The following is a 24,801-nucleotide window of genomic DNA, read 5'->3' as shown; positions in this document are numbered from 1 at the left end:
GCGCCGCCGTCAGATGTCGAGGAAGCGCACGTCCTTGGCGTTGCGCTGGATGAACGAGCGCCGGGCCTCGACGTCTTCACCCATGAGCACGGTGAACAGCTCGTCGGCCTGGGCGGCGTCGTCGAGGGTGACCTGCAGCAGGATGCGGTTCTCCGGGTCCATGGTGGTGTCCCACAGCTCCGTGGCGTTCATCTCGCCGAGGCCCTTGAAGCGCTGCACGCCGTCGCGGGGGCGCGGGTCGCGTTTGCCCGCCGCGATGCCCTGCTCGATGATCGCGTCGCGCTCGCGGTCGGAGTAGGCGTAGTCGGAGTCCTGACCGCGGGCGTCCCACTTGATCTTGTAGAGCGGGGGCTGGGCGAGGTAGACGTGGCCGGCCTCGACCAGGGGCTTCATGAAGCGGAACAGCAGGGTCAGCAGCAGCGTGCGGATGTGCTGGCCGTCGACGTCGGCGTCGGCCATCAGGATGATCTTGTGGTACCGCAGCTTCTCGATGTCGAACTCGTCGTGGATGCCGGTGCCCAGGGCGGTGATCATCGCCTGGACCTCGTTGTTCTTCAGGACCCGGTCGATGCGGGCCTTCTCCACGTTGAGGATCTTGCCGCGGATCGGGAGGATCGCCTGGTACTGCGGGTTGCGGCCGCCCTTGGCCGAGCCGCCGGCCGAGTCGCCCTCCACGACGTAGATCTCGCACTTGCCCGGGTCGGTCGACTGGCAGTCCGACAGCTTGCCGGGCAGCGAGGTCGACTCCAGCAGGCTCTTGCGGCGGGTCAGGTCGCGGGCCTGCCGGGCGGCGATGCGCGCGCGTGCCGCCTGCGTGGCCTTGTTGATGACCTCCTTGGCCTCGCCGGGGTTGGCGTCGAGCCAGCCGCGCAGGTTCTCGTACATCGCGCGCTGGACGAACGACTTGGCCTCGGTGTTGCCGAGCTTGGTCTTGGTCTGGCCCTCGAACTGCGGGTCGGCCAGCTTGATCGAGATGATCGCGGTCAGACCCTCGCGTACGTCCTCACCGGCGAGGTTGTCGTCCTTGCCCTCGCGCAGGAGCTTCTGCTCGCGCGCGTACTTGTTGACGACGGTCGTCAGCGCGGCGCGGAAGCCCTCCTCGTGGGTGCCGCCCTCCGCCGTGTTGATCGTGTTGGCGAAGGTGTGGACGGACTCGGAGTAGGACCCGCTCCACTGCATGGCGACCTCGACCGACATGCCGTCGACCTCGTCGCTGAACGCGATCACCGACTGGTGGACGACTTCCTTCTTGGCGTTGAGGTAGCGGACGAAGTCCTCGATGCCGCCCTCGTAGTGATACGTGACGGTCTTGGGCTCGCCGTTGATGTGCTCGGGCCGCTCGTCGGTCAGCGTGATCGACAGCCCTCGGTTGAGGAAGGCCATCTCCTGCATGCGCCGGCTGAGGGTCTCGAAGTTCCATTCGAGCGTCTCGAAGATCGAGCCGTCGGGCCAGAAGCTGATGACGGTGCCGGTCTCGTCGGTCGCCTCGCCCTTTGCCAGCGGACCATCGGCACCCCGCCAGGTGTAGGACTGACGCCACACGTGGCCGTCAACCCGCACCTCGGCCTCCAGCCGGGTGGACAGTGCGTTCACCACTGCGGAGCCGACACCGTGCAGGCCGCCGGAGACGGCGTAGGACTTGCTGTCGAACTTGCCGCCGGCGTGCAGGGTCGTGAGGACGAGTTCGATCGCCGGACGCTTTTCGACGGGATGCAGGCCCACGGGGATACCGCGGCCGTTGTCGGTGACGCGGACCCCACCATCGGCGAGCAGTGTCACCGTGATGGTGTCGGCGTAACCGGCGAGAGCCTCGTCGACCGAGTTGTCCACGATCTCGTAGACGAGGTGGTGCAGACCACGTTCGCCGGTGGAACCGATGTACATCCCGGGGCGCTTACGGACCGCCTCCAGGCCTTCAAGGACGGTGATCGAGCTAGCGTCGTACGCCAAGTGGAGATCCTCCTGCCGGAGGACACTCGCCGCGCAGCTCCCCGTACAACAAGCGGGGCGCCCGATCCACGGGCGGCCCGCAACGGCGATCGTGTCCTGTATCCGCTCCTATTCTACCCAGACCAGCCCCGTTCCTGGGCCATGAAGCGCGTTGTAAGCCCGTGTGAGCCCTGAAACCGACCCCTTGGGGATCCCCCTATTGGGTCTGGGGGGTCACGAGGCGTACGGACGGCGAAATCGTGTCGAGCTTCTCGCTTCCGCGCCGCTGTCAAGTGCTACGCACAAGCTGTGGACAACTCGTCAGGAAGCAGCGCGCCGAGGCTCCCGCGCGGCCCCGTGTCAGGAGCGCGGCCGTCGCCCGCCGGTCACGCGCAGTCGCCCTCCGCCGTGCTGCCCGCCCGAAGGACCGACGACCTTGACCCGCTGCACGGTGCCGTGGCCGAGGTCCTCATTGAGGCGCTTGACGAGGTTGGCCGCGAGCAGGCGCACCTGGGTGGCCCAGTTGGCCGAGTCGGCGGCGATCACCAGGACGCCGTCCTCGAACGTCTCGGGTCTGGTGTGTTCGGCCAGTTCGGGACCGACGATCTGCGGCCAGCGGCCGAACACGCCGCCGACGGCCGCGCGCTCCTGCCAGCCGCGAGCGGCCAGGAGCTCGCGGATCGCGGGCCCGAACGCCGTGGGGTCGCCGCCGCGGCCGGACTCGCGCACCGGCCGGCGCCGCTTCTTCCGCGTCTGGCCCGGCAACGCCCCGCGCTCGCGGGCGTCCGCCTTGGCCTGGGCCAGGGCCTCACGGGCGAGCTCGATGCCGGACTTCTCCTCACCCGGGTTTTCCACAGGCTGTGGATCGCGAGACTCATCGGACACGGGTGACCTCCCCCTCGGCGACGTCGTAGGCCGCGCCGGTCAGCCGCTCGGGCACGTCGGCGGGCACGGCCGCGGTGATCAGCACCTGCTCGGCGGGCGCGACCAGCTCCGCCAGGCGCTCACGGCGCCCGGTGTCCAGCTCGGCGAACACGTCGTCGAGGATCAGCACCGGGTCGTCGCCGTCCGCGCGGAGCAGCTCGAACGCGGCCAGCCGCAGCGCCAGCGCGAACGACCAGGACTCCCCGTGGCTCGCGTATCCCCGGGCCGGCAGGTCGCCCAGCTTCAGCAGGAGCTCGTCGCGGTGCGGACCGACGAGGCTCACGCCGCGCTCCAGCTCGCCCCGCCGCGCCTCGGCCATCGCGGCCAGCAGCTTTTCCCCCAGCTCGGCACGGTCTGTGGACAACTCCGCGCCGGCCGACGAGCGGTATTCCAGGTCCGCGGCGCCGCCCGGCGCCAGCGCGGCGTACGCCTTGGCCACCAGCGGGCGCAGCGCGGCGACCAGGTCCAGCCGCGCGCCGAGCAGTTCCGCGCCCGTACGCGCCAGGTGCGTGTCCCACACGTCCAGCGTGCTGATGACCTCCGGGCCGGGCGCCCGCCGGTGCTGGGCGGCCGATTTCAACAGGGCGTTGCGCTGCTTGAGGACACGGTCGTAGTCGGAGCGCACGCCCGCGAACCTGGGCGCGCGTACGGTCAGCAGCTCGTCCATGAAGCGTCGCCGGTCGCCGGGGTCGCCCTTGACCAGCACGAGGTCCTCGGGGGCGAACAGTACGGTCCGCAGCATCCCCAGCACCTCGCGGGGCCGCTGCACCGGCGAGCGGTTCAGGCGGGCGCGGTTCGCGCGGCCGGGGTTGATCTCCAGCTCGATCAGCGCGCGGCGCTCGTCGCGGACCACCCCGGCCCGGACGATCGCCCGCGGCGCGCCCTGCCTGACCAGGGGAGCGTCTGTGGAAACCCGGTGGCTGCCGTGCAGCGCGACATAGCCGACGGCCTCGACGAGGTTGGTTTTGCCGTGGCCGTTCGGCCCGATGAACGCGCTGATCCCCGGATCCAGGGCGATCTCGGCGGACTCATAGGACCGGAAGTCCCGCAGCGTCAGGTGGGCGACGTACACCCAGACGAGAGTAGGGCCTGTGCGACGCGCTCGCCGCACCGACGCGTTGTCCCCAGGCTGTGTACAACCCGGGCCGGTCTGTGGAAACGACGTTGCGGGGTTCCAGGGAGACCCGAAAGCCACCGAGCACGGGCGGTCGCCGACTGTGGAGACCGCCCGCGTCGTACGTGGATCAGGCCGGCGGGGTGACGTCGGCGCCGGGCGAGTCGGCGCCCTTCGCCGTCTCCACCGCGTGGCCGCCGAACTGGTTGCGCAGCGCCGCGACCATCTTCATGGCCGGCGACTCGTCCTGCCGCGAGGCGAACCGCGCGAAGAGCGCGGCCGTGATCACCGGCAGCGGGACGGCGTGGTCGACCGCCGCCTGCACCGTCCACCGGCCCTCGCCGGAGTCCTGTGCATAACCCTTGAGCTTGTGCAGATCCGGGTCGTCCTGCAGCGCCCGGTCGGCCAGGTCGAGCAGCCAGGAGCGGATGACCGTGCCCTCGCGCCAGCTGCGGAAGGTCTCGGGCACGTTCTTGACCAGGTCGGTGGCCTCGAGCAGCTCCCAGCCCTCGGCGTAGGCCTGCATCATGCCGTACTCGATGCCGTTGTGGACCATCTTGGCGAAGTGGCCGGCGCCGACCTCGCCGGAGTGCACGAAGCCGAAGTCACCCTCGGGCTTGAGCGCCTCGAAGATCGGCATGAGGCGCTTCACGTGCTCGTCACTGCCGCCGACCATGAGGGCGTAACCGTTCTTCAGACCCCAGACGCCGCCGCTGACCCCGACGTCAACGAAGCCGATGCCCTTCTGATCGAGCAGCTTCGCGTGTTCCTGGTCGTCGATGTAGTGCGAGTTGCCACCGTCGATGACCAGGTCACCGGGCTCGAGGAGGTCCGCGAGGCTCTCCACGGTCGCTCGGGTGGCCTCACCGGCCGGGACCATGACCCACACCGCACGTGGCGCGCTGAGCCGGTCGGCGAGCTCCTGGAGCGAGCCGACGTCGCTGACCTTCGGGTCGCGGTCGTAACCGACGACCGTGTGGCCGGCTTGGCGCAGGCGCTCGGCCATGTTGCCGCCCATGCGGCCAAGGCCGATCATCCCCAGTTCCATGTGAGTTCTCCTCAGAAGGGATCCCTGTCCCTTATGAGCGTAGTGAACCTGTGGATCAGCTCGACAGGCGGATGGGCATGATCAGGTAACGGTAGTCCGGGTCGGCGTCGTCGGCCGGCTTGCCGGTCATGACGGCCGGCTTGGTCGAGGTGGTCATGGCCAGCCGCGCGACGTCGGAGCCGATCGCGCTGAGCCCGTCGAGCAGGAAGTGCGGGTTGAAGGCGACGTCGATGTCCTGGCCCTCCAGCGAGGCGCCGAGAACTTCCACAGCCTGTGCATCGTCACCGCTGCCCGCCTCCAGCACCACCTCGCCCTGCCGGAACGACAGGCGCACGGGGGTGTTCTTCTCGGCGACGAGACCGACGCGCTTGACGGCCTCGGCGAACGGACCGGTCTCGACCTCGGCGACCGAGGAGGTCTCCTTCGGCCACAGCGACTGGTACTTGACGAACTCCGCGTCGAGGAGCCGCGTGGTCGTACGTCGGCCGCCGCCGTCGAAGCCGATCATGCCCTCGCCGCTGCCGCCGGACGCGAGCGCGATCGACACCTCGGCGCCGGAGGTCAGCGACTTGGCGGTGTCCGACAGCGTCTTGGCGGGCACCAGGGCGACGGCGGAGATGTCGGGCTGCTCGGGCTTCCACCGGAACTGGCGTACGGCGAGACGGTAGCGGTCGGTGGAGGCGAGTGTGACGGTCTCGCCCTCGATCTCCACCCGCACGCCGGTGAGCATCGGCAGGGTGTCGTCGCGGCCGGCGGCGATGGCCACCTGCGACACCGCCGCGGCGAACTCGTCGCTGCCGACCGTGCCGGCGGCGGGTGGCATCGCCGGGAGGCTCGGGTAGTCCTCCACAGGCATGGTCAGCAGTGTGAACTTCGCCGTGCCGCACTTGAGGGTGACCTTGGCCCCGTCGGTGGTGATCTCGACCGGATGCGCGGGCAGGCTGCGGGAGATCTCGGCGAGGAGCCGGCCCGACACCAGCGCGGTGCCCGGCTCGTCCGCGTCGATGTCCATCGTCATCTGCGCGGAGACCTCGTAGTCGAACGAGGACAGCTTGAGCGTCTCCCCGGCCTCGATGAGCATGCCGGCGAGCACCGGGACGGGCGGGCGGACCGGCAGTGTGCGCGCGGTCCAGGCAACGGCGTCGGCGAGGACGTCTCTGTCGATGCGGAATTTCACTTTGGACCGTCTCCTGAGGTTTTGATCACCTGGGGTCGTGGAACAGAAGAGACCGTACGGGGTCCATCCAATCGTGGCCCCGAGCGAGCCCCTAGTTCTTGTCTTTCTCTTCAGTAGATAGAACAACAGTCACAGTCTTAGGGGCCGTGGATACTGGGGAAAACCTTAGTCTTCGCAGGTCAACCCCCGAATCTCTGTCCACCGCTGCTGTGTATCGAGCCTGTGGACTCCGTGGATGCCTGAGGACAGTCGCGAAGCGTCCCCATCTCATCCACCGACGGTCCACCGTTCATCCCCATCTCGTCCACCGGATCGGCCCCGCCGTCCACATGGTTGTCCACCGGATTGATCCACAGAGTTTTCCCCACCCTGTGTAATCCACCGTCTCTGGATAACCGGTGTGGAGACTCTGTGGACGCCTGTGGACGGCTGTGGAGAACTCCGGGACGGCATCGGGACAACTCCGGGACGGCTGTTCAGGGACTCCGAGGCGGCTCAGGCCCCGCCGTTGCGCGCCTGCTGCTTGATGCGGTTCGTCAGCTCGGTGACCTGGTTGTAGATCGGGCGCTTCTCGGCCATCAGCTTGCGGATCTTCTTCTCCGCGTGCATGACGGTCGTGTGGTCGCGTCCCCCGAACTGCTGGCCGATCTTGGGCAGCGACAGCTCGGTCAGCTCGCGGCACAGGTACATCGCGATCTGCCGGGCCGTCACCAGCACCCGCGAGCGCGACGGACCGCACAGCTGCTCCATGTCGATGCCGAAGTACGTCGCGGTCTGCGCCATGATCGTCGCCGCGGTGATCTCCGGGCCGGTGTCGTTGGGGATGAGGTCCTTCAGCACGATCTCGGCGAGCTGGAGGTCCACCGACTGCCGGTTGAGGCTCGCGAACGCGCTCACCCGGATGAGCGCGCCCTCCAGCTCACGGATGTTGGTGGAGATCTTCGAGGCGATGTACTCGAGCACCTCGGGCGGCGCGACCAGGCCCTCCTGCACGGCCTTCTTGCGCAGGATCGCGATGCGCGTCTCGAGCTCGGGCGGCTGCACGTCGGTGATCAGCCCCCACTCGAACCGGTTGCGCAGCCGGTCTTCCAGCGTCACGAGCTGCTTGGGCGCGCGGTCGCTGGAGATCACGATCTGCTTGTTGGCGTTGTGGAGGGTGTTGAAGGTGTGGAAGAACTCCTCCTGCGTCTGCTCCTTGTTCTCCAGGAACTGGATGTCGTCGACCAGGAGGATGTCCATGTCGCGGTAGCGCCGGCGGAAGTTGTCGGCCTTGCCGTCGCGGATCGCGTTGATGAAGTCGTTGGTGAACTCCTCCGAGCTCACGTAGCGCACCCGCGCGCCGTTGAACAGGCTCTGCGCGTAGTGGCCGATGGCGTGCAGCATGTGCGTCTTGCCCAGGCCCGAGTCGCCGTAGATGAACAGCGGGTTGTAGGCCTTGGCCGGCGCCTCGGCGACCGCGACCGCGGCGGCGTGCGCGAACCGGTTGGACGAGCCGATCACGAACGTGTCGAAGGTGTACTTGGGATTGAGCCGCGCGTGCTCGCCGGTGCCCTTGCTCTCGGCGGGCGCCGCGGACGGGCGCGGCTGCCAGCCCCCGCCGGGCGCCGACCCGGGCGTGGGGACGAACGGGTCGCGCTGCGGGCCCTTCTGGTCGGTGGGGTTCTGGCCCGCGGGCTGCTGGTCCTGGCGGTAGTGGCCGCCGTAGTCCTGGCCGTTCCGGGGAGAGCCCGCGCCGTAGTCCTGTGGATAGTCCTGGCCGTTCCCCGAGCCCCCCGTGTAGTCACGGTTGCCCTCGGAGCCTCCGCCGTAGCGGCCGGCGTACCGGTCGGTGTACTCGCCGTAGTGCTCCGGGGTGTACGGGCGCGGGTCGGCGGCCGGGCCGCGCAGCGTCTGGCCGGAGTATGCCTGCGGCTCAGGTGGGTACGGCCGGGGCTGCTCGTGGTCGGACTCCGGCTCGGCCGGCAGCGGCCGGTCGGCGGGTGGCGGCTGGTCGGGCTGTACGGTGACGGCGACCCGGATGTCGCGGCCGAGCTGGTTGGACAGCACCTGGGTGATCAGCGGCCGCAGGCGGTTCTCCAGCACGTCCTTGGCGAAGTCGTTGGGGGTCGCCAGCAGGGCGGTGTCCTCGACCAGGGCCAGCGGCCGGGTCATGGCCAGCCATGCCCGGTGCTGGGGCGGGAGATCACCCGGAAGGGCCTCGAGCGCCCTGGTCCATACCAGGGCGAGATCCAGACCGTCCATCCTTTGTTCTCCCCTCCCTCGCCAGGTGTGCGGCGACACGTCACTTCCCCGGCGTACCGCGTGCACCTGCAGTGGACCACTCTCTCATGCGTCATCCACAGGGTTGTCCACAAGTTGTGCACGGGGCGGGGGAAGGCGGTGGATAACTCCCGCCGGTTTGACCGGGAGGCAGGTCAGACCGTAACGTACGACGGTCGAGTCGCATCGACGGCGGTGCTGCACGCCCGCAGGTCGCCGACTCCCGCAGGCGGGGTCTATGCGCCCGTGATGCGACCTATACCAACGTTGACCGCAGCACCCCTCTGGAGTCTCGAGTGAGCAAGCGTACTTACCAGCCGAACAACCGTCGCCGGCACAAGAAGCACGGCTTCCGGCTCCGCATGCGCACCCGGGCGGGGCGCGCGATCCTTTCCTCGCGCCGTCGCAAGGGGCGCGCCCGCGTCGCGGTCTGACCAGCGGCAGTCATGCTGCCGTCCGGAAACCGGATGCGGCGGCGAGAAGAGTTCACTTCGGCCGTCCGGCGCGGTGATCGTGCCGGACGGCCGCGTCTGGTCCTGCATCTGCAGCATCGCGACGACGCCGACGAGCCGGTACGAGTCGGTTTCACCGTCGGTCGGCCGGTCGGTGACGCGGTGACCCGCAACAAGGTTCGCCGCAGACTCCGGCATATCGTGCGTGAGCGCCTCTACCGGCTGCCAGCGGGTAGCCTGCTTGTGGTGCGCGCCAATCCGAAGGCGGCGACCGCACGAAACGACGAACTCGCCGCGGATGTCGACGCGGCACTCGACCGGCTCCTTCGGCGAGAGGTCAAGAGGCGGAGATGACAGGGAAGCCGACGCCCGTCGCCCGGGCATTGATGCTGCCGATCGTCTTCTACCGTCGATTCATCAGCCCCCTCTTCGGGCCCGTCTGTCGCTTCCAGCCCAGCTGCAGTACGTACGCACTCGTCGCGTTGCGGCGGCACGGCGCGCTGCGTGGAGGCTGGCTGGCCGTACGCCGCATCGCCCGCTGCCACCCGTTCAACCCCGGTGGGTACGACCCCGTGCCGCCGCGCAAGGACGAGGCACCCCCTGACCTCACGCCGCGGCAGAGCGGCACCGCAATCGGAGAGCACTAGGAGCCAGTCGGTGAGTTTCAGCTTCCTCGATCCGCTGTTCGAGGCGGTCGCGTGGGTCATCGTCCAGATCCACGCCGGCCTCAGCTTGATCTTCCCCGCGGACAGCGGCTGGGCGTGGGGTCTGTCGATCTTCCTCCTGACCGTCCTCATGCGGCTCATCATCTTCCCGCTGTTCGTGAAGCAGATTCACGCGTCGCGGAAGATGCAGGAGTTGAACCCCCAGGTTCAGGCGCTGCGCAAGAAGTACAAGAAGGACAAGCAGCGTCTCAACCAGGAGATGATGAAGCTCTACCAGGAGGCGGGCGCCAACCCGCTCTCCGGGTGTCTGCCGCTGGTCGTGCAGTTCCCGATCTTCATCTCGCTGTACAACGTGCTGCGGGCCATCTCGACCACCAAGCCGGGCCAGTCGAAGTACGGCATGTCGGCCGACCTGATCCAGAGCGCCCAGCACGCGCACATCTTCAGCGCCTCCATCCCCACGACGTTCGTCGAGTCGTTCCACGACAAGCACGTCGGCGCGATGATCGTGACGCTGCTGGCGGTGCTGATCAGCTCCACCACGACGTTCTTCACGATGAGGTCGAGCGTCGGCCGTTCGATGCAGACGATGACGGCCGACAACCCGATGATGCAGTCGCAGAAGTTCCTGGTGTACCTCTCGCCGCTGTTCGGCCTCTTCGGCCTCACGCTGCCGCTCGGTGTGCTGATCTACTGGGTGACCACCAACTCCTGGACCCTGGCCCAGTCGCACTACGTCTACAAGAAGTACCCGATGTCCACGGCGCAGGGGCAGACCACGGCCGACGGCAAGGCGGGCACGGCCAAGACGGGTACCTCCAAGACGGGTGCCTCGCGTACCGGCACGGCCAAGGCGGGTACGGCGAAGGCGGGTGCCGCCAAGGCGGGCGCGACCAAGACCGGTGCGAAGGCGAGCGTGCGGGCCGGCAGCTCCGTGGCCGGCGGCAAGACCAGAAAGAAGGCGGACGCCGAACCGGAGCCGGAGGACACCCCTCCGGTGCCGAAGGTCGCGCGACAGCAGCCGACACGGCAGTCCCGCAGCAAGAGGAAGCGGTAGCGTGACTTCTCAGTCCAGTCCGAGTACCCACGAGGAGCCCGGTGTGAGCCAAGCCGAAGCCGAGACCACCGAGCCCAGGACGGTCGACGTCCAGGCGCTGGAGCAAGAGGGTGAGATCGCGGCCGACTACATCGAGGGCCTGCTGGACATCGCGGACCTCGACGGCGACATCGACATGGACGTCGAGGGCGAGCGCGCGATGGTCTCCGTCGTCGGCGCCACCCTCGATGAGCTCGTCGGCAAGAACGGCGAGGTGCTCGAGGCCCTGCAGGAGCTCACCCGCCTGGCGGTCCACCGCCGTACGGGCGAACGCAGCCGGCTGATGCTCGACGTGAGCGGCTTCCGCGAGCGGCGCCGCGCGGAGCTGACCAAGCTGGGCCGCGAGGCGGCCGAGGAGGTCAAGCGCACCGGCGAGCCCAAGCCGCTGGCGCCGATGACCCCGTTCGAGCGCAAGGTCGTGCACGACGCCGTCGCCGCGGCCGGGCTGCGCAGCGAGTCAGAGGGCGAGGAGCCCAGCCGCTACGTCGTGGTCCACGTGGAGTAGCCGGCACCCTTCGGCCATCGACGGTCCCGTCACAGTCACCTGTGACGGGACCGTCTTTTTGTGGTCTTCGTGGGTGTCACCGGACGTCCCGGCGTTCGTGGACGGTGCGGCGTACCTGGGAGTGACCCGCGGGGTCGACCGGCTCGACCACGGTCGGCTCGTCTGTGGTCCCCCTCATGTACGCCCCGGGCTGAGGTTCGCCGTCGATGACGTCGACGTCCTGCACCACGGCGGCGCGGCGCCGGGCGCGCGGCCTCGTGTAGGCGAGCGTGATGACCAACATCGCGATGCCTACGAAGATGAGAATCCAGCCGATCATCTGGACGTCGATCCCGCTGACGTGGAAATGGGTCGCGAACGCGAGGATCGCACCCAGTGCGATCAACACCAACGCTGAGCCGATACCCATGGTTGCTACCTCTCCTTCGACGGAACATCCATCGGAGGGATACCCCTGGCTCGGGGGATATGCGTGTCGCGGCGTCTTCGTTCCGTATGACGGACATCCGCCCTGGTGGGAGGCGTCGAATCGGAGGCGTTGCCGGGTCGGCGTTCGCGAGGTCGCTCACGTGTGGAAGCATTCGATGTCGGTGGGAATCCCCAACCGTTCCCGAGTCGCTTCCAGAGCCTGTGACTATGCCTTCACTTCCTGCGCCGTCGGCCGCCCGCGAGATCTTCGGTGACGCGCTTCCCCTCGCCGAGCGGTACACCGCCTTCCTGGCCGGTCCCGGCGTCGAGCGCGGTCTCATCGGACCTCGCGAGGTCGAGCGTCTCTGGGACCGGCATGTGCTCAACTGTGCCGTGCTGACCGAACTGGTGCCCGAGTCGGCGAATGTCATTGATGTGGGCTCGGGCGCCGGCCTGCCGGGCATCGTTCTCGCGATCATGCGCCCGGATCTGTCGGTAACGCTCCTGGAGCCGCTTTTGCGGCGTACTGTCTTTCTTCAGGAATGCGTTGATCTCCTGTCGCTCCCTCACGTCACCGTACGCCGGGCGCGTGCCGAGGAGGTCGCCGGTGAGTACGCCGTGGACGTCGTCACGGCCCGGGCCGTCGCTCCCCTTGAGCGACTCGCCGGGTGGGCACTGCCGTTGCTCAGGCCGGAAGGCGAGCTTCTCGCGTTGAAAGGTGAGCGCGCGGCGGCGGAACTCGACGAAGCACGACCCGTTCTGGAGAAATTCGGGGTCCGCGTGGCAGAGGTACTCCACGTCGGTCACGGTAAGGTCGAGCCGCCGACGACGGTAGTTCGCGCGGTCGCGGGGAGGGTCCCGCAGCCGCCGAAGGGGCGGCCTGGTTCCCGTCGAGGCGGGCGTCGGCGCGGTGGAGCGCATGGACGGAAGAGGTGACGGTCCTTGACCACGGCAGAGGGACTGGGCTGGCCGGACCGAGCCACGCGGGCGCCTTCGGACGATGCGACGGGGCTCGGATGGCCGTCGCAGGGTCCTTCGGAGAGTTCGGAGAGTCCGCCGCCGCCCGCTCCTGATCCTGTCAAAGAGACGTCGCAGCGTGATCCGGCACACGGGGAGTCGAAGTTGGTAAGCGAGGCGCTCAAAGCGGCCGAAGTTTCACGTGAAACGAGCCAGCCGATCGCTCAGGCGGCAGCCGCGGCGCTACGGGTGCAGGCGAAGCGTGGTGAGAAGGAGTGGCCCCGTCCCCCGCGGTGCCGCGTCATCACGATCGCCAACCAGAAGGGCGGCGTCGGCAAGACGACGAGTGCGGTCAACCTGGCCGCGGCACTGGCGATGCACAACAACCGTGTGCTCGTGGTCGACCTGGACCCGCAGGGCAACGCCTCCACGGCTCTCGGCGTCGAGCACCACAGCGACATCCCGTCGGTCTACCACGTGATCCTCGAAGGTGGGGCGTTCGAGGACATCGTCGTGCCGGCGGAGGGTCTGCCCAACCTCTACTGCGCTCCGGCGACCCTGCACCTGGCGGGCGCCGAGGTCGACCTCGTTCCGATGGTGGCCCGCGAGTCGCGGCTGCGGAAGGCGCTCGAGTCGTACGACCTGAGCAACCTCGACTATGTGCTCATCGACTGCCCGCCCTCGCTCGGGCTGCTCACGGTCAACGCGCTCACGGGCGGGAACGAACTACTGATCCCGATCCAGACCGAGTACTACGCGCTCGAAGGCCTGAGCCAGCTGCTCCACACCGTCGATCTGGTCAAGCAGCACCTGAACCCGAACCTCGCGGTCTCCACGATCCTGCTCACCATGTACGACGCGCGTACGCGGTTGGCGGCCCAGGTGGCGGACGAGGTCCGCAGCCACTTCGGCGATCTCGTCCTCGGTACGGTGATCCCCCGCAGCGTCCGGGTGTCGGAGGCTCCCAGCTACGGCGAGTCGGTCCTGACGTACGACCCGGGATCCAGCGGTGCGCTCGCGTACACGGAGGCGGCACGGGAGATGGCCTACCGCGGGGCGGAAGACAGCAAATGAGGACGCGGCGCCGGTCCGCCCGTACGCTTGACCTTCGCGGTGTCAGTGAGCCAGGGCGGTCGCCCGGCGCTGGGGGCATGGAGGGACCGAAGTGAGTCAGCAACGACGCGGGCTGGGCAAGGGCCTGGGCGCACTGATCCCGACGGCGCCCGCGCCGTCCGCGGACCAGGAGGCCACCCGCCCGGCACCGCCGTCCGGCGACGGCGAGGCGCAGGAGCCGGTCCTCGTCGCGGGTGCGCACTTCGCCGAACTCCCCATCGAGAAGATCACTCCGAACCCACGCCAGCCACGGAAGACGTTCGACGAAGAGGCGCTGGAGGAGCTCGCGGCGTCGATCAGCATCGTGGGCCTGCTACAGCCGATCGTGGTCCGCGAGCTGAGCTCGGGTGAGTACGAGCTCATCATGGGCGAGCGGCGCCTGCGGGCGTCGAAACTCGCCGGCGTCGACACGATCCCGGCGATCGTACGGGACACGACCGACGACGACCTGCTGCGCGACGCGCTCATGGAGAACCTCCACCGGCAGCAGCTGAACGCCCTGGAGGAGGCGGCGGCGTACCAGCAGCTGCTGGACGACTTCGGCGCGACGCACGAAGAACTGGCGGCCCGCATCGGCCGCTCCCGGCCGCACATCACCAACACGCTCCGTCTGCTGAACCTGCCGTCGGCGGTCCAGCTGCGGGTCGCGGCCGGCGTGCTGAGCGCGGGCCACGCGAGGGCGCTCTTGGGTCTCGACAGCGCGGAGATGCAGGAGCGGCTGGCGACCCGCATCGTGGCGGAAGGCCTGTCCGTGCGCGCGGTAGAGGAACTGATCGCGCTGGGGGAGGCCGGCGACACGAAGAAGGCGGCGCGCCGGAAGTCGGGGAACAAGCCGGTGAACCCCCGCATCCAGGAACTGGCCGCCGAGCTCTCGGAACGTTACGAGACCAAGGTCAGGGTCGACCTCGGCCACCGCAAGGGAAAGATCGTCGTCGAGTTCGCGTCCCTTGAGGACCTGGAACGCATCATCGACGCGATGAGCCCCGGATCCCGGCCGGGCCCCGACCCGCAGTAGGACACCTGGTGGCTCGTCCGTCGAGCCGACGCCTGGGTAGCCGTCTCGGCTGGCGGGCTTGAGTATCTGCCGCGCGCCCTTGCCGTCATGGACCGCCGATGGCCGGCCCGCAGCCAGCGCCGCGCGACCGGTCTTCCATCTATCGAGCCGACTCCTCTCAGCGTCTCGGAAGACGATTCACCGCCTGACCGTCGAGAGCCCGAAACCCCTCGCCCGGCGCCAACGGCGAACTGCCGAAGTCCAGGCCGCGAATCGTCGGAGCCCCTCCATGCGGCTACTCCCCGTTTCACGTGAAACGCCGAGCGAGGAAGACGGCGACCAGGGGGTCGTGTCGGCTGGAGGGCGCATGCTGCTCGGCCCCTCGCACCGTCCGATGCGACTTTGCGTAGATGGCTCTCCAGACCTCTGCGGAAGGCTGCGCCTTAGCCGGCCATCGCTGTTTCACGTGGAGCGGCGACCCACCGGACCTTGCGGACCATCCATCCTCCGAGCCTCACCGGTACGGCGTTGCGTTCCCAGCCCGCGGCGGGGTGGCGTCAGAGGCGGCGTTGTCCGTGCAGGGCCATCCGGCGCGCTGGCCAGTGTCCGTCAGCCGCTGGACGAAGCCTGCGATGCGGCTTCGGAAGGGACGATCGCCTCGACCTGAGTGTGCGTATCTGCGCTCAACTCTCCGCCCGTTTGGCGTACGCGCCCCGCTGCACGCCGGGTGGGCTGGAGCCGCATCGGGAGTGTCGGTCCCGGACCGCATGCGCCGGAGGGAGCCCACCGGTCACGGTGGAAAGCCGACTGTCGTCCTAGCGGGCGGCCGGCGCTTGTTCGCGGTGCGCCTGGCTGTCTTCTCGCTCCGGCTGGTTCGAGTGCCGCGCGGTGGTCGACGCCATCGTCTGGACGCTCGTGGCGCCGAGCCGCCGCCGCGTATCGCCGCGGGCACGTCGGCGCGCGGGCGGCCTGCGCGCGCCGCGCCGCCGCCCGCCAGTCGTGCCGCACGGAGACGTGCCGCAGTCGGGCGTTAGGCGTCGGCTGAAGCATCAGGCTCGACGCTGTCGGAGCGATACGGTCGCGTTCGACTGCCACGAGAACGGCCCTCGCGGCGCATGAGCTTCACCGCGACATCGTCACTATGCCGTCGAAGTGGCCGTCGCGGCCCGTCATGAGATGGTGTCGGCGGGGAACGACCCCCGCGCGTCGACCCCGGCGGCGCGGGCGGCCCCGACGCTAGGGACGATCTCATCGATCTCGCGCTGGCCGAACATGCCGCTCTCCCCGGCGTGAGGGCTCAGCGCGGCGATGCCGATGCTGGACGTTCCTTCTCGCGACATCAAGGCACCCACACCTGGCATCCACCAAAAGGCATCTGTGCCGGCCTCCGGGCGACGCGAGCCCTGAGTCCCGCAGCACCCCTCGAGCATGACGAGCGCCCACCTTCTGGCTGCACGATTACGCGCCTTGAGCCCGCGCGGACATTCATTGCGAGCCCGTACGCGGTCGGCCGCTGCGCGGGCCTCGTTCCTACGCCCCATCGGTAGCCACCTTCTTCGGTCCGTGTTTCACGTGAAACGGGCGCGCTCATGGCAGGCCATCGACAGTTCGCGGCTCGGCCCAGACCTCGAGGGCTCTCCTTCAGCCCGCCGTCGGCGCGACGCGAGGGGTTTCTGGTTCTCGGCGGTTAGATGGCGGGTTGACTTCCAAGACGCCGGCGGGGGATTGCTCGATCGGCGCAGCGAACGGGTGCAGCGGCCGTACGCGATGGAGGAAGCGTCAGCTCGACCCAAGAGTCCGCACCTACCGCCCAGTGCGCCGTCCGATGCGGTGCCGCTCCGGTGCCCCCGCCAGATTCCTTCTACGGTCGCTACGCCATAGCCTGCGATCGCTGTTTATGTGAGACGGCGGACGCCGATGCACGATGCCGGCGCCGTCGACCGCCTGCAACACCTCCGCGATGCTGGCCGTCAGCGCCGACACCGGGGCCACCGCTAGGCGGGCCGCGTCGCATTCAGCGCACGATCGGCGAGGCTGCTCCGGTTCGATGGGGGTGGTGCCCGGCAGGGGACGTCTGCCTCCCGGCGTGTCCAGGGAAGCAGGACGCCATCCGTCCGGTGGAGAATCGCGTGCTCCTCTGAATGCTGAACTCCTTTTATGGCGACCTGTTGTCCCGCGCCACCCACGTCGTAGGTCGGTCCCTGGTGCGGAGTTGGCGAAGGACTGTCTGCTCGACGGGTTTCACGTGAAACGGCGCATGAACGCGGCCTACGAAAGAGATGGGCTTCGCGCCCCGGGGCAACAGAGCTTCGGCTCATCATTCGGGAGTTCACCGTGCGTCACGCGCAGGGTTGGCGAGTTCCAGCCCGGCAGCGCCCGCATGAGTGGGTTAGTCAGTTGAAGCACCGGCCCGCGACCGCGTACAAGAAGTAGTCCCTGCGCCTCAGGAGAGAGGACGACCCTGCTCTGGCGCCGGAGATGAACACCGGCCCGCGCCGCTGTCGACGCTGGGGAAGCCGGCATAGGTGCCTTTTGGTGGATGCCAGGTGTGGGTGCCTTGATGTCGCGAGAAAGAACGTCCGGCCCAGCCTGACCCGGCCACTAACGGCCGGCTGGTGTTCCATGCCCGCCGTCTGCTCGCACCGCTGGATGCGCCGCAATGATGAGCGGCATGGGCCTTGAAGATCCCCGCGACGGCGAAGAGGGCTCACTTCGCCGCGCTCGGAGTTCTTCTCGCGTTCGGCTGCCAGTTCCCGTAGTTCGTGCCATTGGGGGTGGCCTGTTCGACGGAGCTCGGGCCCGGTGACTACGACGGCGGGATGACCCGGATCGCTCCCGCCGTGGTCGGACCCAAACCCGCCCGGCCGATTCCGATCCTCCTGGCCGCAAGCGGCAAGCGTGTGCAGCGCCGGCTCATCGACCACGCCGACGGGCCGGTGGCCACCGGCGTCGACGGCAGAGCTCGATGACCTTCTCCATCACTTGACCGGGCTCCTTCAAGGGGCGGACGCCCGCGATCACCCGGCCGGTGCTGAACGGTCCGCGCAGTGGTGCCACCAAGACGCTGGTGCCCAGCCGGGCGCGTTCGGTGGCCGCCGCGGAGAGGGCCAGTGGCATCAGCGGCTCGGCCACCCCGCAGTAGGAATCGGGCCAGGGTATGCCGGAACGCCGTACAGGCCCTGGGGTGCGGGCTCCGGGAACAGGGCCCGTTCGTAGGCCCAAAGACTCTTATCGGCTAACCACCAACCAACCCCGTGGCCGAGTGCGCGCAGCGCGTATTGCACGGCTCGGTCGGCCACCAGACCTTCGGTCAGTAGCCCGTTTCACGTGAAACCCAGGTGGTCGATCGCCGCCGACAAAGATTTGCCAGCCTTCCAGAGCGGGACTTCCCCTCGGCGAGTACAGCAGGCCGTCCTCATACGTGCGGGGGAGAGCGAGCACCGGTGGCTCAGTGACTCACCCGTCGATCAGCGCCTGGGCCCAGTGCCCTGGGTGGCACTCGAATCCACAAGCGAGGCACGGAGACCAGCGGAGCGCACCAGAAGGTGGTCCGTCGCAACCACGCCAGGGGCTCCACCGCTGGCCCGCCAGGCATGTGGTGGCAGGAACGAATGCCTGCCCGCGCGGTCGTTGGCATGCCGGGAGGCCGGTACGTGCGGGCCCCTCTGCGTGCCGAGCGTTAGGTCCGTGCCCTGTCGGACCGGCTCGTCATCCACTGCCGACGGACCGGGAGACCTCATCAGCTCCGCTGACCAGACGCTCCGGCCCGGCGGCCTCCAGGGCGTCGAAGGCCCAGCCGGTGAGAGCCTCGGAAGCACGCGGCGTCACATCCCGCCGGCGGGCATGCGACCCCCCGCTGCCCAGCCCTCCGTACCCACCGCACCAGTGTTTCGGATCCCGCGCTGTCGTGGGGGCGGGGGCACGGTGAGCCACCAGTGCCGCAACGATCGGATCCGCTTGGCGCGAGGCCGGGTCGATGCCCTTGCGGGGGCGGGACCGGGTCGTTCACGGACGACTGCGGCGAGGTCATGGACTGGTGCCCCGGCGTTGCGCCGTACGCACCCGGCAGGCCCACGGCATTGCCTGTTCGGCCGCCTGGCCCTCGGCCATCCGCGCCGCATGCCGAAATCCGGTCCGTGGCCGGTTCGGCCCACTCCACAAACGTCCGGGCCTGCTCCGCCTCAGAGCCCTCGGGTATCCCGGGCGTCATCGAGCGTCTGACGTAGACGTCCGCGTTCGTCCTCGGAGAGCCGGGTCGTCGTGCCCGTTGCCGGGCTAATCTCGGAGTCAGAGCCGGGACTGTTCCGCGTATGCGCGGCCTGAGGGTTGTGCTCTGGTGATAACAGAGTTCGAGAAGTAGCTCTAAGATCTTCCTGTAGCGGGAATAGGTCCTGGTGATGAAGGCGCTCCGCCCAAGAAGGGGGCCTGGCCGGTGTCGCGTCGTCTGGTGAATATCACGCTCGACAACGTCGAGGATCTGCCGACCCGCTGTCGCAAGTGCGTGTTCTGGGAGCTCGACCCGGTCAGCATGCAGCGCGCCGAGGACACCGGGGATCCCGCCCTCGAAAAGGAAGCCTGGATCTCCTCCACGCTCCTCGAGTGGGGAAGCTGCGGCAAGCTCGTCTACGTCGACGGGGTGCCGGCCGGATTCGTGATGTACGCGCCGCCGCTCTACGTTCCGCGTTCGGTCGCGTTTCCGACCAGTCCGGTCAGCGCCGACGCGGCGCTCATGATGACCGCTCACATCCTTCCCGAGTTCCAGGGCGGTGGGCTCGGGCGCATGCTCGTCCAGGGCGTCGCCAAGGATCTGACCCGCCGCGGCGTACGGGCCATCGAGGCGTTCGGGGATCTCAAGTGGGAGAAGCCCGGCTGCGTCCTGCCCGCGGAGTACATGCTCGCCGTCGGCTTCAAGACCGTACGGCCGCACCACCGCTACCCCCGCCTCCGGCTCGAGCTCAAATCCGCCGTCTCCTGGCGTGAGGACGTCGAGGTCGCCCTCGAACGACTCCTCGGGTCCATGTCCCCCGAAGGCGCCCTCCGCCCCGTCTGAGACCCTCTGACGACTACCGCCAAGCGGCAAAGCAAGACGACACGCCGCCCAAAATCAAGATCAACAGACGCCGTACGACCAGCCCCGCCCCCTCACCCCGTACGTACGCCGTTTTGCCGTCTCAGAAGGCCCACAGGCCCCTCAGGCCCCATCTCTAACCGATCACACCAGGACACCGGCGTTCTCCCGCCAGCGGAGCTCTCGCGAGTTTTGCCAGGTCAGAGGCGTAAAAACGGCTCCGGCCCCACGTCAGAGACGTGGAGCCGGAGCCGATAGGGCCGCGGAAGCGCGGCAGCGCTCAGATGAAGTCGGCGAGGTCCTTCAGAAGAGCGGCCTTCGGCTTCGCGCCGATGATCTGCTTGACGACCTCACCGCCCTGGAAGACGTTGAGCGTCGGGATCTGCATGATGCCGTAGGTCGCCGGCACCTTGGGATTCTCGTCGATGTTGATCTTCACGACGGAGAGCTTGTCGGCGTGCTCGGTGGCGATCTCTTCCAGGATCGGGCTCACCTGGCGGCACGGGCCGCACCACTCAGCCCAGAAGTCCACCACCACCGGCTTGTCGCTCTTGAGGACCTCGACGTCGAAGTCGGCGTCGGTGACAGCCTTGGTTGCCACGGGGATCTCCTAACTCGTGCTGAGGTATGACTGGGCGGAACTCACGCGCGCTGCGGCTTGACCTCGGCCGGCGGCTGCTCCGGCAGCTCGGCCGGTGACTGCTCCGTCAGCTCCGCGGTGCCCTGCTCCTGCAGCCAGCGCTCGGCGTCGAGCGCGGCCGCCGAGCCGGTGCCGGCGGCGGTGATGGCTTGACGGTACCGATGGTCGACCACATCACCGGCCCCGAACACGCCGGGCAGCTTGGTCTCGGTCGTCGGCGCGTTGACGCGGAGGTAGCCCTCCTCATCGAGGTCGAGCTGGTCCGCGAACAGCTCCGTGCGTGGCTCGTGCCCGATGGCGATGAACACACCCGACACGTCGAGCGTGCTCTCCTCGCCGGTCTTGACGTTGCGGGTCCGTACGGCCGTGACACGGTCGTCGCCGAGGATGTCGACGACCTCGGAGTCCCACAAGAAGTTGATCTTCTCGTTCGAGAAGGCGCGGTCCTGCATGATCTTGCTGGCGCGCAGCTGGTCGCGACGGTGGATGACGGTGACCGAGCGGCCGAAGCGGCTCAGGAAGATGGCCTCTTCGAGCGCGGAGTCGCCACCGCCGACCACGGCGATCTCCTTCTCGCGGAAGAAGAACCCGTCACACGTCGCACACCAGGACACACCGTGCCCGGACAGCCGCTTCTCGTTCGGCAGCCCGAGCTCGCGGTAGCTCGACCCGGTCGCGATGATGACCGCGCGGGCCAGATGGGTCTCGCCGTCCACCTTGACGACCTTCGGGTTCGCCGCCAGGTCGACCTCGGTCACATCGTCGGCCACCAGCTCGGCCCCGAAGCGCTCGGCCTGCTTGCGCAGGTTGTCCATGAGCTCCGGGCCCTGGATGCCGTCGGGGAAGCCGGGGAAGTTCTCCACCTCGGTGGTGTTCATCAGCGCCCCGCCGGCGGTGACGGCGCCTTCGAAGACCAAGGGCTTGAGGTCACCACGCGCGGCGTAGATCGCGGCCGTATAGCCCGCGGGCCCCGACCCGATGATGATCACATTACGCACGTCGCTCACAGTCGCGCCTCTTTCCGATCCTGTCGTCGAAGCCCGTGTCGATCACTTTGCTTCGCAGTACGAGTAAACCGATCCTAGGCGGCCTGGATTCCCGCACCGGTCACCGGCACCGACAAGCATGAGAAAGGGCCGGCCCGTCCCCGGGAGGGGAAGGACCGGCCCGTGAAGCGGTCGGTCAGCGCTCGACCGACCGATGTGCCAGTACGTCGGTGTTCGAGCCCGAACACCGATCGCCCACGACCCACACGTCCGCGTGTCCGGCGTCCTGTCCGGGCAGCGCGATGACGGTGGCCGCCCGGCCTTCGTACGTCGCCGAGTCGACCAGCAGCGGGACCTTTCCGCCGCCCACCCGGGCCAAGCAGGCGCCGAGTGCCTCCGGCGCGCTCAACGCGTGTGCGCCGCCGGTGGCGGGCTTCGCGAGAACGCGCACGACCTGCGACCGCAGATCTTTGGAGGTGTACTTCGTGCCGGAATGGACGACGGTGAACGGAACCGCCGGCGCGACCGCAGGCCCCGGTGCCGAGTGCGTAGGGTCGGCGATCGGCGGCCGGGCGCTCGTCGCGTTGCTGGAGCCTCCGTCGTCCACGGCGGTACGGACGGCGGCGGCTCCCCCGCCTACCAGCACGACCGCCGCGGCAGCCGCGGCGATGTACTGAAACCGGCGGTGAGGCCGGTGCACGGGTGCGTGCGAGGCCGCTTCGGCGGCCAGCGCCGCGTCGAGCCGGTCGACGAGATGCGCGGGCATCGGGGGTACGGGCGCCCGCGCGAGAACGCGGGAGACCTCCGCCACCTCGGCAGCGCGTCGGCGGCAGTCGTCGCAGGCCGCCAGGTGGGCCTCAGCGGATGTGGCCGTGGCGTCGTCGAGAATTCCCTCGGCGAAGTCGGCCAGCGCTTCATAGTCAAGGTGTGCGGCAGTCACGCGGGTTTGCCACCTCCTTCCTCCGCAGATCTGACGTCGGAGCCGGCGCCCTGGTTCCGAAGGTGACCAAGAAGCGGTGCGAGCCGCGCGCGGCCGCGCGCGCACCGGCTCTTGATCGTGCCCGGGGGTACCTCCAGGACCTTGGCCGCGTCATCGACGGCGTACCCCATCATGTCGACGAGGACGAGCGCCGCCCGTTGCTCGAAGGGTATGCGCTGGAGTGCGTCGCTGACGTCGAGCGACAGTTCGTGCGCCGACGTCGGGTCGGGGTTCTTGGGGGCGACCGAGTCGAGTGTGGCGTCGTCGCCCATGGGGACGACCGGGCGGATCGAGCGCCGGCGCAGCCGGTCGAGGCAGGCGTTGACGACGATGCGGTGCAGCCAGGTCGTCACCGCCGCGTCGCCGCGGAACCGGCCCGCCGCGCGATAGGCCGACAGGAACGCCTCCTGCAGCGCGTCCGCGGCCTCTTCCTGATCGCCGAGCGTGCGCAGCGCCACCGCCCACATCCGGTCGCGGTGCCGTTGTACGAGTTCTGAGAAAGCGTCCGGATCGCCGTCGGCGTGGCGTCGCAGCAGCTCCTTGTCCGGAGCAGCCTCGACCGAGCGTCCCCCGCGCATGATCGCCATAGTCCGTCAGCCCGTTCCGTCGAGGGCATCGTCGCTGAGCGTGTGCCGGACCTGTCCAGGCCGTCCCGTGCCAGCGTGAAAATGGTCGTGTAGAGCGGTCTCGGCCATTCGGGGGGTCATCAGCACGCACACGATGGTAGTCGTCTGCGCTCGATCATGCCCGATGTGACGGAATCAGCCGGTTCCGTATACGACGACGTCGCGTACGCGCACCTTGAACTCGCCGATGTTCGGCAGCTTGGTGAACCAGAGCGTGACATAACGGCCCTTGGCCTGGTTGCCCTTCAGTGTGAAGGTGCCGACCGCGTCACCGCTGTCGACCTGCTTCGTGCTGTGGTCCGGGGAGTCGCCGATGTGCATCTCGACGGTGCCCGGTGAGCCGGCGGGGGGCATCGTCACCTTGACGTCGGAGACGGTGACGGTCTTGCCCATGTCGAGGACCAGCCCGACGCCGGACCGCAACCCGCCGAAATCGGCCCCGGCGTAGTGCTGGGTGGTCCAGTAGCTCGACTTGCTGCCGTCGGTGGCCTTGCCGCGGTCGCTGTTGGCCGCGCTGTCGACATGCGGCGACCGGTTGTCGGCCAGGACGTTGGAGACGGTGAGCTTTTCGGCCGTCGGCTTGGCGGCCGGGCTGGACTTCGTGCCGGCCTTCGGGTTCGTGCCGTTGTCGTCACCGCCGCCGAGCTGGGACAGGCCCCAGCCGCCGAGCGCGACGAGGATCAGGACGCCGACCACGATCGCGGCGAGCACAGGTCTGCTGATCGAGCCGCCGCCCGAGCCGTGCCGGGCCGGCGCCTGGCGCGGCGGCGGTGCGGACCGCTGCGGCCGGGGCGTGGCCTGGGTGCGGGCCTGCGGCGGGTCGGGCACGGTGCGCGAGAGCGGGTCGACCGGCGAGGTCGTCGTGCTCGTCGAGCGCGGCTGGTCGGGCCGGTTGATCACGCCGGGCGGCGTGGAGCCCGCCAGCGGCACGAAGGGCAGCGGGGAGCGCGGCACCCGGCTCAGGGCGGAGACGAACTCCGACGGGGCGCTCAGCGGCTCCTGACCGGCTCGTGCGGGGATGTGCAGCGCCCGGCAGGCGATGTCGTCGAGGTCGGGCGGCACGCCGGGGCGGACCTGGGAGGGCGGCGCCGGGCGTCCGTCCGGGCCGCTCGGCGCGGTCGGCAGCTGGGTGCCCTCGGCGCCGCACCAGTGCCCGGTGAGCGAGGCGTACAGCAGCTCTCCGAGCCCCTGGGTGTCGTCGGCGGCCGGCGTGTCGGAGACGGAGCCGGCGAGCACGGCCTCGACGCCCAGGCCGGTGACCTTGACGGTGCCGCCGCTGGTCCAGACCAGGTTGTGCGGCGTGATGCACAGGTGGGCCAGGCCCGCGCTATGCGCCGACGCGAGCGCCTCGGCGGCCTCCATGAGGAACGCGGCCGCGCGGCCGGGCTCCATCGGGCCCTCGGCGAGCAGGTCCTCCAGCGTCTCACCGGTGACCCACTCGCTGACGACGTAGGCGTTCTCGCCGCTGTCGTCCGCGTCGAACACCTGGGTGAGGCGGGGGTCGGTGAGCCGGCTGGCGGCACGGGCGGCGGTGACCACGTCGTGCACCCGGGGGAAGCCCGGGGCGAAGGTCAGCACCGCGACGGGGCGGGCGAGGATCTCGTCTGTCGCCTTCCAGAACGTGGAACCACCCGCTTCGCTGACACGGTCGTCCAGACGGTAACGACCGGCGAGGCGGGTGCCGGGTTCGATGACGGACGTGCTCAACGCGGCGTCCGGCGCAGGTAATCGCGTCCCATATGTGCCGTGGCTCCCTTACGCCTTCGACCCTCCCTCGATGCCTCGTGGGCGGTGTTGTGCGTGCACCCGCCCTTAGGTAGGACGCTCGAGGAGCGTCTTCGGATTACTACCCGTAGACGGT

At 69.0% G+C, this 24,801-nt stretch carries 23 protein-coding genes; 10 read left to right on the top strand and 13 right to left on the bottom strand.

From position 1 onward, the window contains the following. Nucleotides 1–9: 9 nt before the first annotated feature. The 6 genes from gyrB to dnaA all read right to left on the bottom strand — a co-directional run bounded on the left by gyrB (nucleotide 10) and on the right by dnaA (nucleotide 8,433). The gene (gyrB, locus tag OG417_RS01965; protein WP_442875735.1) at nucleotides 10–1,911 is read right to left on the bottom strand and encodes a DNA topoisomerase (ATP-hydrolyzing) subunit B; all 1,902 of its coding nucleotides are present in this window, start codon (nucleotides 1,909–1,911) and stop codon (nucleotides 10–12) included. Nucleotides 1,912–2,289: 378 nt separating this feature from the next. Then, nucleotides 2,290–2,814 carry a DUF721 domain-containing protein gene (locus tag OG417_RS01960; RefSeq protein WP_329248804.1) on the bottom strand — a complete coding sequence of 175 codons (525 nt, stop codon included), beginning with the start codon at nucleotides 2,812–2,814 and terminating at the stop codon, nucleotides 2,290–2,292. Next, entirely contained in the window at nucleotides 2,804–3,925 is a 1,122-nt protein-coding gene (gene recF / locus OG417_RS01955) for a DNA replication/repair protein RecF (protein ID WP_329248801.1), read from the bottom strand. Before recF ends, OG417_RS01960 begins: the two co-directional genes overlap by 11 nt. Before the next feature lie 172 nt (nucleotides 3,926–4,097). Beyond that, complete coding sequence (gene gnd / locus OG417_RS01950) at nucleotides 4,098–5,015, bottom strand: phosphogluconate dehydrogenase (NAD(+)-dependent, decarboxylating) (RefSeq protein ID WP_329248798.1); 918 nt, start codon at nucleotides 5,013–5,015, stop codon at nucleotides 4,098–4,100. 55 nt (nucleotides 5,016–5,070) lie between these two features. Then, nucleotides 5,071–6,192, bottom strand: a complete 1,122-nt coding sequence (gene dnaN, locus OG417_RS01945) for a DNA polymerase III subunit beta (protein ID WP_329248795.1) — start codon at nucleotides 6,190–6,192, stop codon at nucleotides 5,071–5,073. A 495-nt stretch (nucleotides 6,193–6,687) separates the two neighbouring features. After that, on the bottom strand, nucleotides 6,688–8,433 hold the full coding sequence (dnaA, locus tag OG417_RS01940) for a chromosomal replication initiator protein DnaA (protein ID WP_329248792.1): 1,746 nt from the start codon (nucleotides 8,431–8,433) through the stop codon (nucleotides 6,688–6,690). Nucleotides 8,434–8,747: 314 nt separating this feature from the next. On the opposite strand from dnaA, the gene rpmH reads away from it, so the two are divergent. The 5 genes from rpmH to OG417_RS01915 are packed head-to-tail and all read left to right on the top strand — an operon-like array spanning nucleotide 8,748 to nucleotide 11,169. Next, the gene (gene rpmH, locus OG417_RS01935; RefSeq protein WP_285577321.1) at nucleotides 8,748–8,885 is read left to right on the top strand and encodes a 50S ribosomal protein L34; all 138 of its coding nucleotides are present in this window, start codon (nucleotides 8,748–8,750) and stop codon (nucleotides 8,883–8,885) included. Nucleotides 8,886–8,897: 12 nt separating this feature from the next. Further along, nucleotides 8,898–9,257 (top strand): ribonuclease P protein component, encoded by a 360-nt coding sequence (gene rnpA / locus OG417_RS01930; protein ID WP_329248790.1) that lies wholly within the window; start codon nucleotides 8,898–8,900, stop codon nucleotides 9,255–9,257. Then, the gene (gene yidD, locus OG417_RS01925; protein ID WP_329248787.1) at nucleotides 9,254–9,550 is read left to right on the top strand and encodes a membrane protein insertion efficiency factor YidD; all 297 of its coding nucleotides are present in this window, start codon (nucleotides 9,254–9,256) and stop codon (nucleotides 9,548–9,550) included. The genes rnpA and yidD overlap by 4 nt, the downstream gene beginning before the upstream one ends. Nucleotides 9,551–9,560: 10 nt before the next feature. Next, the gene (gene yidC / locus OG417_RS01920) at nucleotides 9,561–10,625 is read left to right on the top strand and encodes a membrane protein insertase YidC (RefSeq protein ID WP_329248782.1); all 1,065 of its coding nucleotides are present in this window, start codon (nucleotides 9,561–9,563) and stop codon (nucleotides 10,623–10,625) included. Between the two features lie 43 nt (nucleotides 10,626–10,668). Then, the gene (locus OG417_RS01915; RefSeq protein WP_329248779.1) at nucleotides 10,669–11,169 is read left to right on the top strand and encodes a Jag family protein; all 501 of its coding nucleotides are present in this window, start codon (nucleotides 10,669–10,671) and stop codon (nucleotides 11,167–11,169) included. A 76-nt stretch (nucleotides 11,170–11,245) separates the two neighbouring features. On the opposite strand, the gene OG417_RS01910 is transcribed toward OG417_RS01915, so the two are convergent. Beyond that, on the bottom strand, nucleotides 11,246–11,578 hold the full coding sequence (locus OG417_RS01910; protein ID WP_329248776.1) for a DUF6458 family protein: 333 nt from the start codon (nucleotides 11,576–11,578) through the stop codon (nucleotides 11,246–11,248). Between the two features lie 227 nt (nucleotides 11,579–11,805). Between OG417_RS01910 and rsmG the strand changes: the two genes are divergently transcribed. The 3 genes from rsmG to OG417_RS01895 all read left to right on the top strand — a co-directional run bounded on the left by rsmG (nucleotide 11,806) and on the right by OG417_RS01895 (nucleotide 14,662). Then, nucleotides 11,806–12,513: a 16S rRNA (guanine(527)-N(7))-methyltransferase RsmG gene (gene rsmG / locus OG417_RS01905; protein WP_329262081.1), complete on the top strand. Its 708-nt coding sequence runs from the start codon at nucleotides 11,806–11,808 to the stop codon at nucleotides 12,511–12,513. Nucleotides 12,514–12,783: 270 nt separating this feature from the next. After that, a complete protein-coding gene (locus tag OG417_RS01900) occupies nucleotides 12,784–13,608 on the top strand; it encodes a ParA family protein (RefSeq protein ID WP_425551020.1) in 825 nt (274 codons plus the stop codon). 91 nt (nucleotides 13,609–13,699) lie between these two features. Continuing rightward, complete coding sequence (locus tag OG417_RS01895; protein WP_329248773.1) at nucleotides 13,700–14,662, top strand: ParB/RepB/Spo0J family partition protein; 963 nt, start codon at nucleotides 13,700–13,702, stop codon at nucleotides 14,660–14,662. Nucleotides 14,663–15,810: 1,148 nt separating this feature from the next. On the opposite strand, the gene OG417_RS01890 is transcribed toward OG417_RS01895, so the two are convergent. Next, nucleotides 15,811–15,981 carry a 4-hydroxythreonine-4-phosphate dehydrogenase PdxA gene (locus OG417_RS01890; protein ID WP_329248770.1) on the bottom strand — a complete coding sequence of 57 codons (171 nt, stop codon included), beginning with the start codon at nucleotides 15,979–15,981 and terminating at the stop codon, nucleotides 15,811–15,813. A 1,479-nt stretch (nucleotides 15,982–17,460) separates the two neighbouring features. Here OG417_RS01890 and OG417_RS01885 point away from each other — a divergent pair. Together OG417_RS01885 and OG417_RS01880 are read left to right on the top strand one after the other, a co-directional pair. After that, nucleotides 17,461–17,610, top strand: coding sequence for a hypothetical protein (locus OG417_RS01885; protein WP_329248768.1), 150 nt, complete (start codon nucleotides 17,461–17,463; stop codon nucleotides 17,608–17,610). Nucleotides 17,611–19,088: 1,478 nt separating this feature from the next. Further along, nucleotides 19,089–19,691 (top strand): GNAT family N-acetyltransferase, encoded by a 603-nt coding sequence (locus OG417_RS01880; protein ID WP_425551021.1) that lies wholly within the window; start codon nucleotides 19,089–19,091, stop codon nucleotides 19,689–19,691. Nucleotides 19,692–19,989: 298 nt separating this feature from the next. Here OG417_RS01880 and trxA read toward each other — a convergent pair whose 3' ends face one another. The 5 genes from trxA to OG417_RS01855 all read right to left on the bottom strand — a co-directional run bounded on the left by trxA (nucleotide 19,990) and on the right by OG417_RS01855 (nucleotide 24,647). Next, nucleotides 19,990–20,310 carry a thioredoxin gene (trxA, locus tag OG417_RS01875; RefSeq protein ID WP_329248764.1) on the bottom strand — a complete coding sequence of 107 codons (321 nt, stop codon included), beginning with the start codon at nucleotides 20,308–20,310 and terminating at the stop codon, nucleotides 19,990–19,992. Between the two features lie 41 nt (nucleotides 20,311–20,351). Further along, the gene (gene trxB, locus OG417_RS01870; RefSeq protein WP_329248761.1) at nucleotides 20,352–21,356 is read right to left on the bottom strand and encodes a thioredoxin-disulfide reductase; all 1,005 of its coding nucleotides are present in this window, start codon (nucleotides 21,354–21,356) and stop codon (nucleotides 20,352–20,354) included. 175 nt (nucleotides 21,357–21,531) lie between these two features. Further along, nucleotides 21,532–22,275 (bottom strand): zf-HC2 domain-containing protein, encoded by a 744-nt coding sequence (locus OG417_RS01865; protein ID WP_329248757.1) that lies wholly within the window; start codon nucleotides 22,273–22,275, stop codon nucleotides 21,532–21,534. Further along, nucleotides 22,272–22,892, bottom strand: a complete 621-nt coding sequence (sigM, locus tag OG417_RS01860) for an RNA polymerase sigma factor SigM (protein WP_425551022.1) — start codon at nucleotides 22,890–22,892, stop codon at nucleotides 22,272–22,274. The genes OG417_RS01865 and sigM overlap by 4 nt, the downstream gene beginning before the upstream one ends. 183 nt (nucleotides 22,893–23,075) lie before the next feature. Further along, complete coding sequence (locus OG417_RS01855) at nucleotides 23,076–24,647, bottom strand: AMP-binding protein (protein ID WP_329248751.1); 1,572 nt, start codon at nucleotides 24,645–24,647, stop codon at nucleotides 23,076–23,078. Nucleotides 24,648–24,801 lie beyond the last annotated feature (154 nt).

This window comes from Actinoallomurus sp. NBC_01490 (assembly GCF_036227085.1).
Lineage (GTDB): Bacteria > Actinomycetota > Actinomycetes > Streptosporangiales > Streptosporangiaceae > Actinoallomurus > Actinoallomurus oryzae.
This window is presented reverse-complemented; position numbering and strand designations above follow the sequence as displayed.

Bases quoted from the DNA above. Each gene is read 5' to 3' on its own strand.
- dnaA (WP_329248792.1), bottom strand. From the start codon at position 8,433: ATGGACGGTCTGGATCTCGCCCTGGTATGGACCAGGGCGCTCGAGGCC.
- OG417_RS01910 (WP_329248776.1), bottom strand. From the start codon at position 11,578: ATGGGTATCGGCTCAGCGTTGGTGTTGATCGCACTGGGTGCGATCCTC.
- yidD (WP_329248787.1), top strand. From the start codon at position 9,254: ATGACAGGGAAGCCGACGCCCGTCGCCCGGGCATTGATGCTGCCGATC.
- gnd (WP_329248798.1), bottom strand. From the start codon at position 5,015: ATGGAACTGGGGATGATCGGCCTTGGCCGCATGGGCGGCAACATGGCC.
- rsmG (WP_329262081.1), top strand. From the start codon at position 11,806: ATGCCTTCACTTCCTGCGCCGTCGGCCGCCCGCGAGATCTTCGGTGAC.
- OG417_RS01885 (WP_329248768.1), top strand. From the start codon at position 17,461: ATGACCCGGATCGCTCCCGCCGTGGTCGGACCCAAACCCGCCCGGCCG.
- OG417_RS01890 (WP_329248770.1), bottom strand. From the start codon at position 15,981: ATGTCGCGAGAAGGAACGTCCAGCATCGGCATCGCCGCGCTGAGCCCT.
- sigM (WP_425551022.1), bottom strand. From the start codon at position 22,892: ATGCGCGGGGGACGCTCGGTCGAGGCTGCTCCGGACAAGGAGCTGCTG.
- rnpA (WP_329248790.1), top strand. From the start codon at position 8,898: ATGCTGCCGTCCGGAAACCGGATGCGGCGGCGAGAAGAGTTCACTTCG.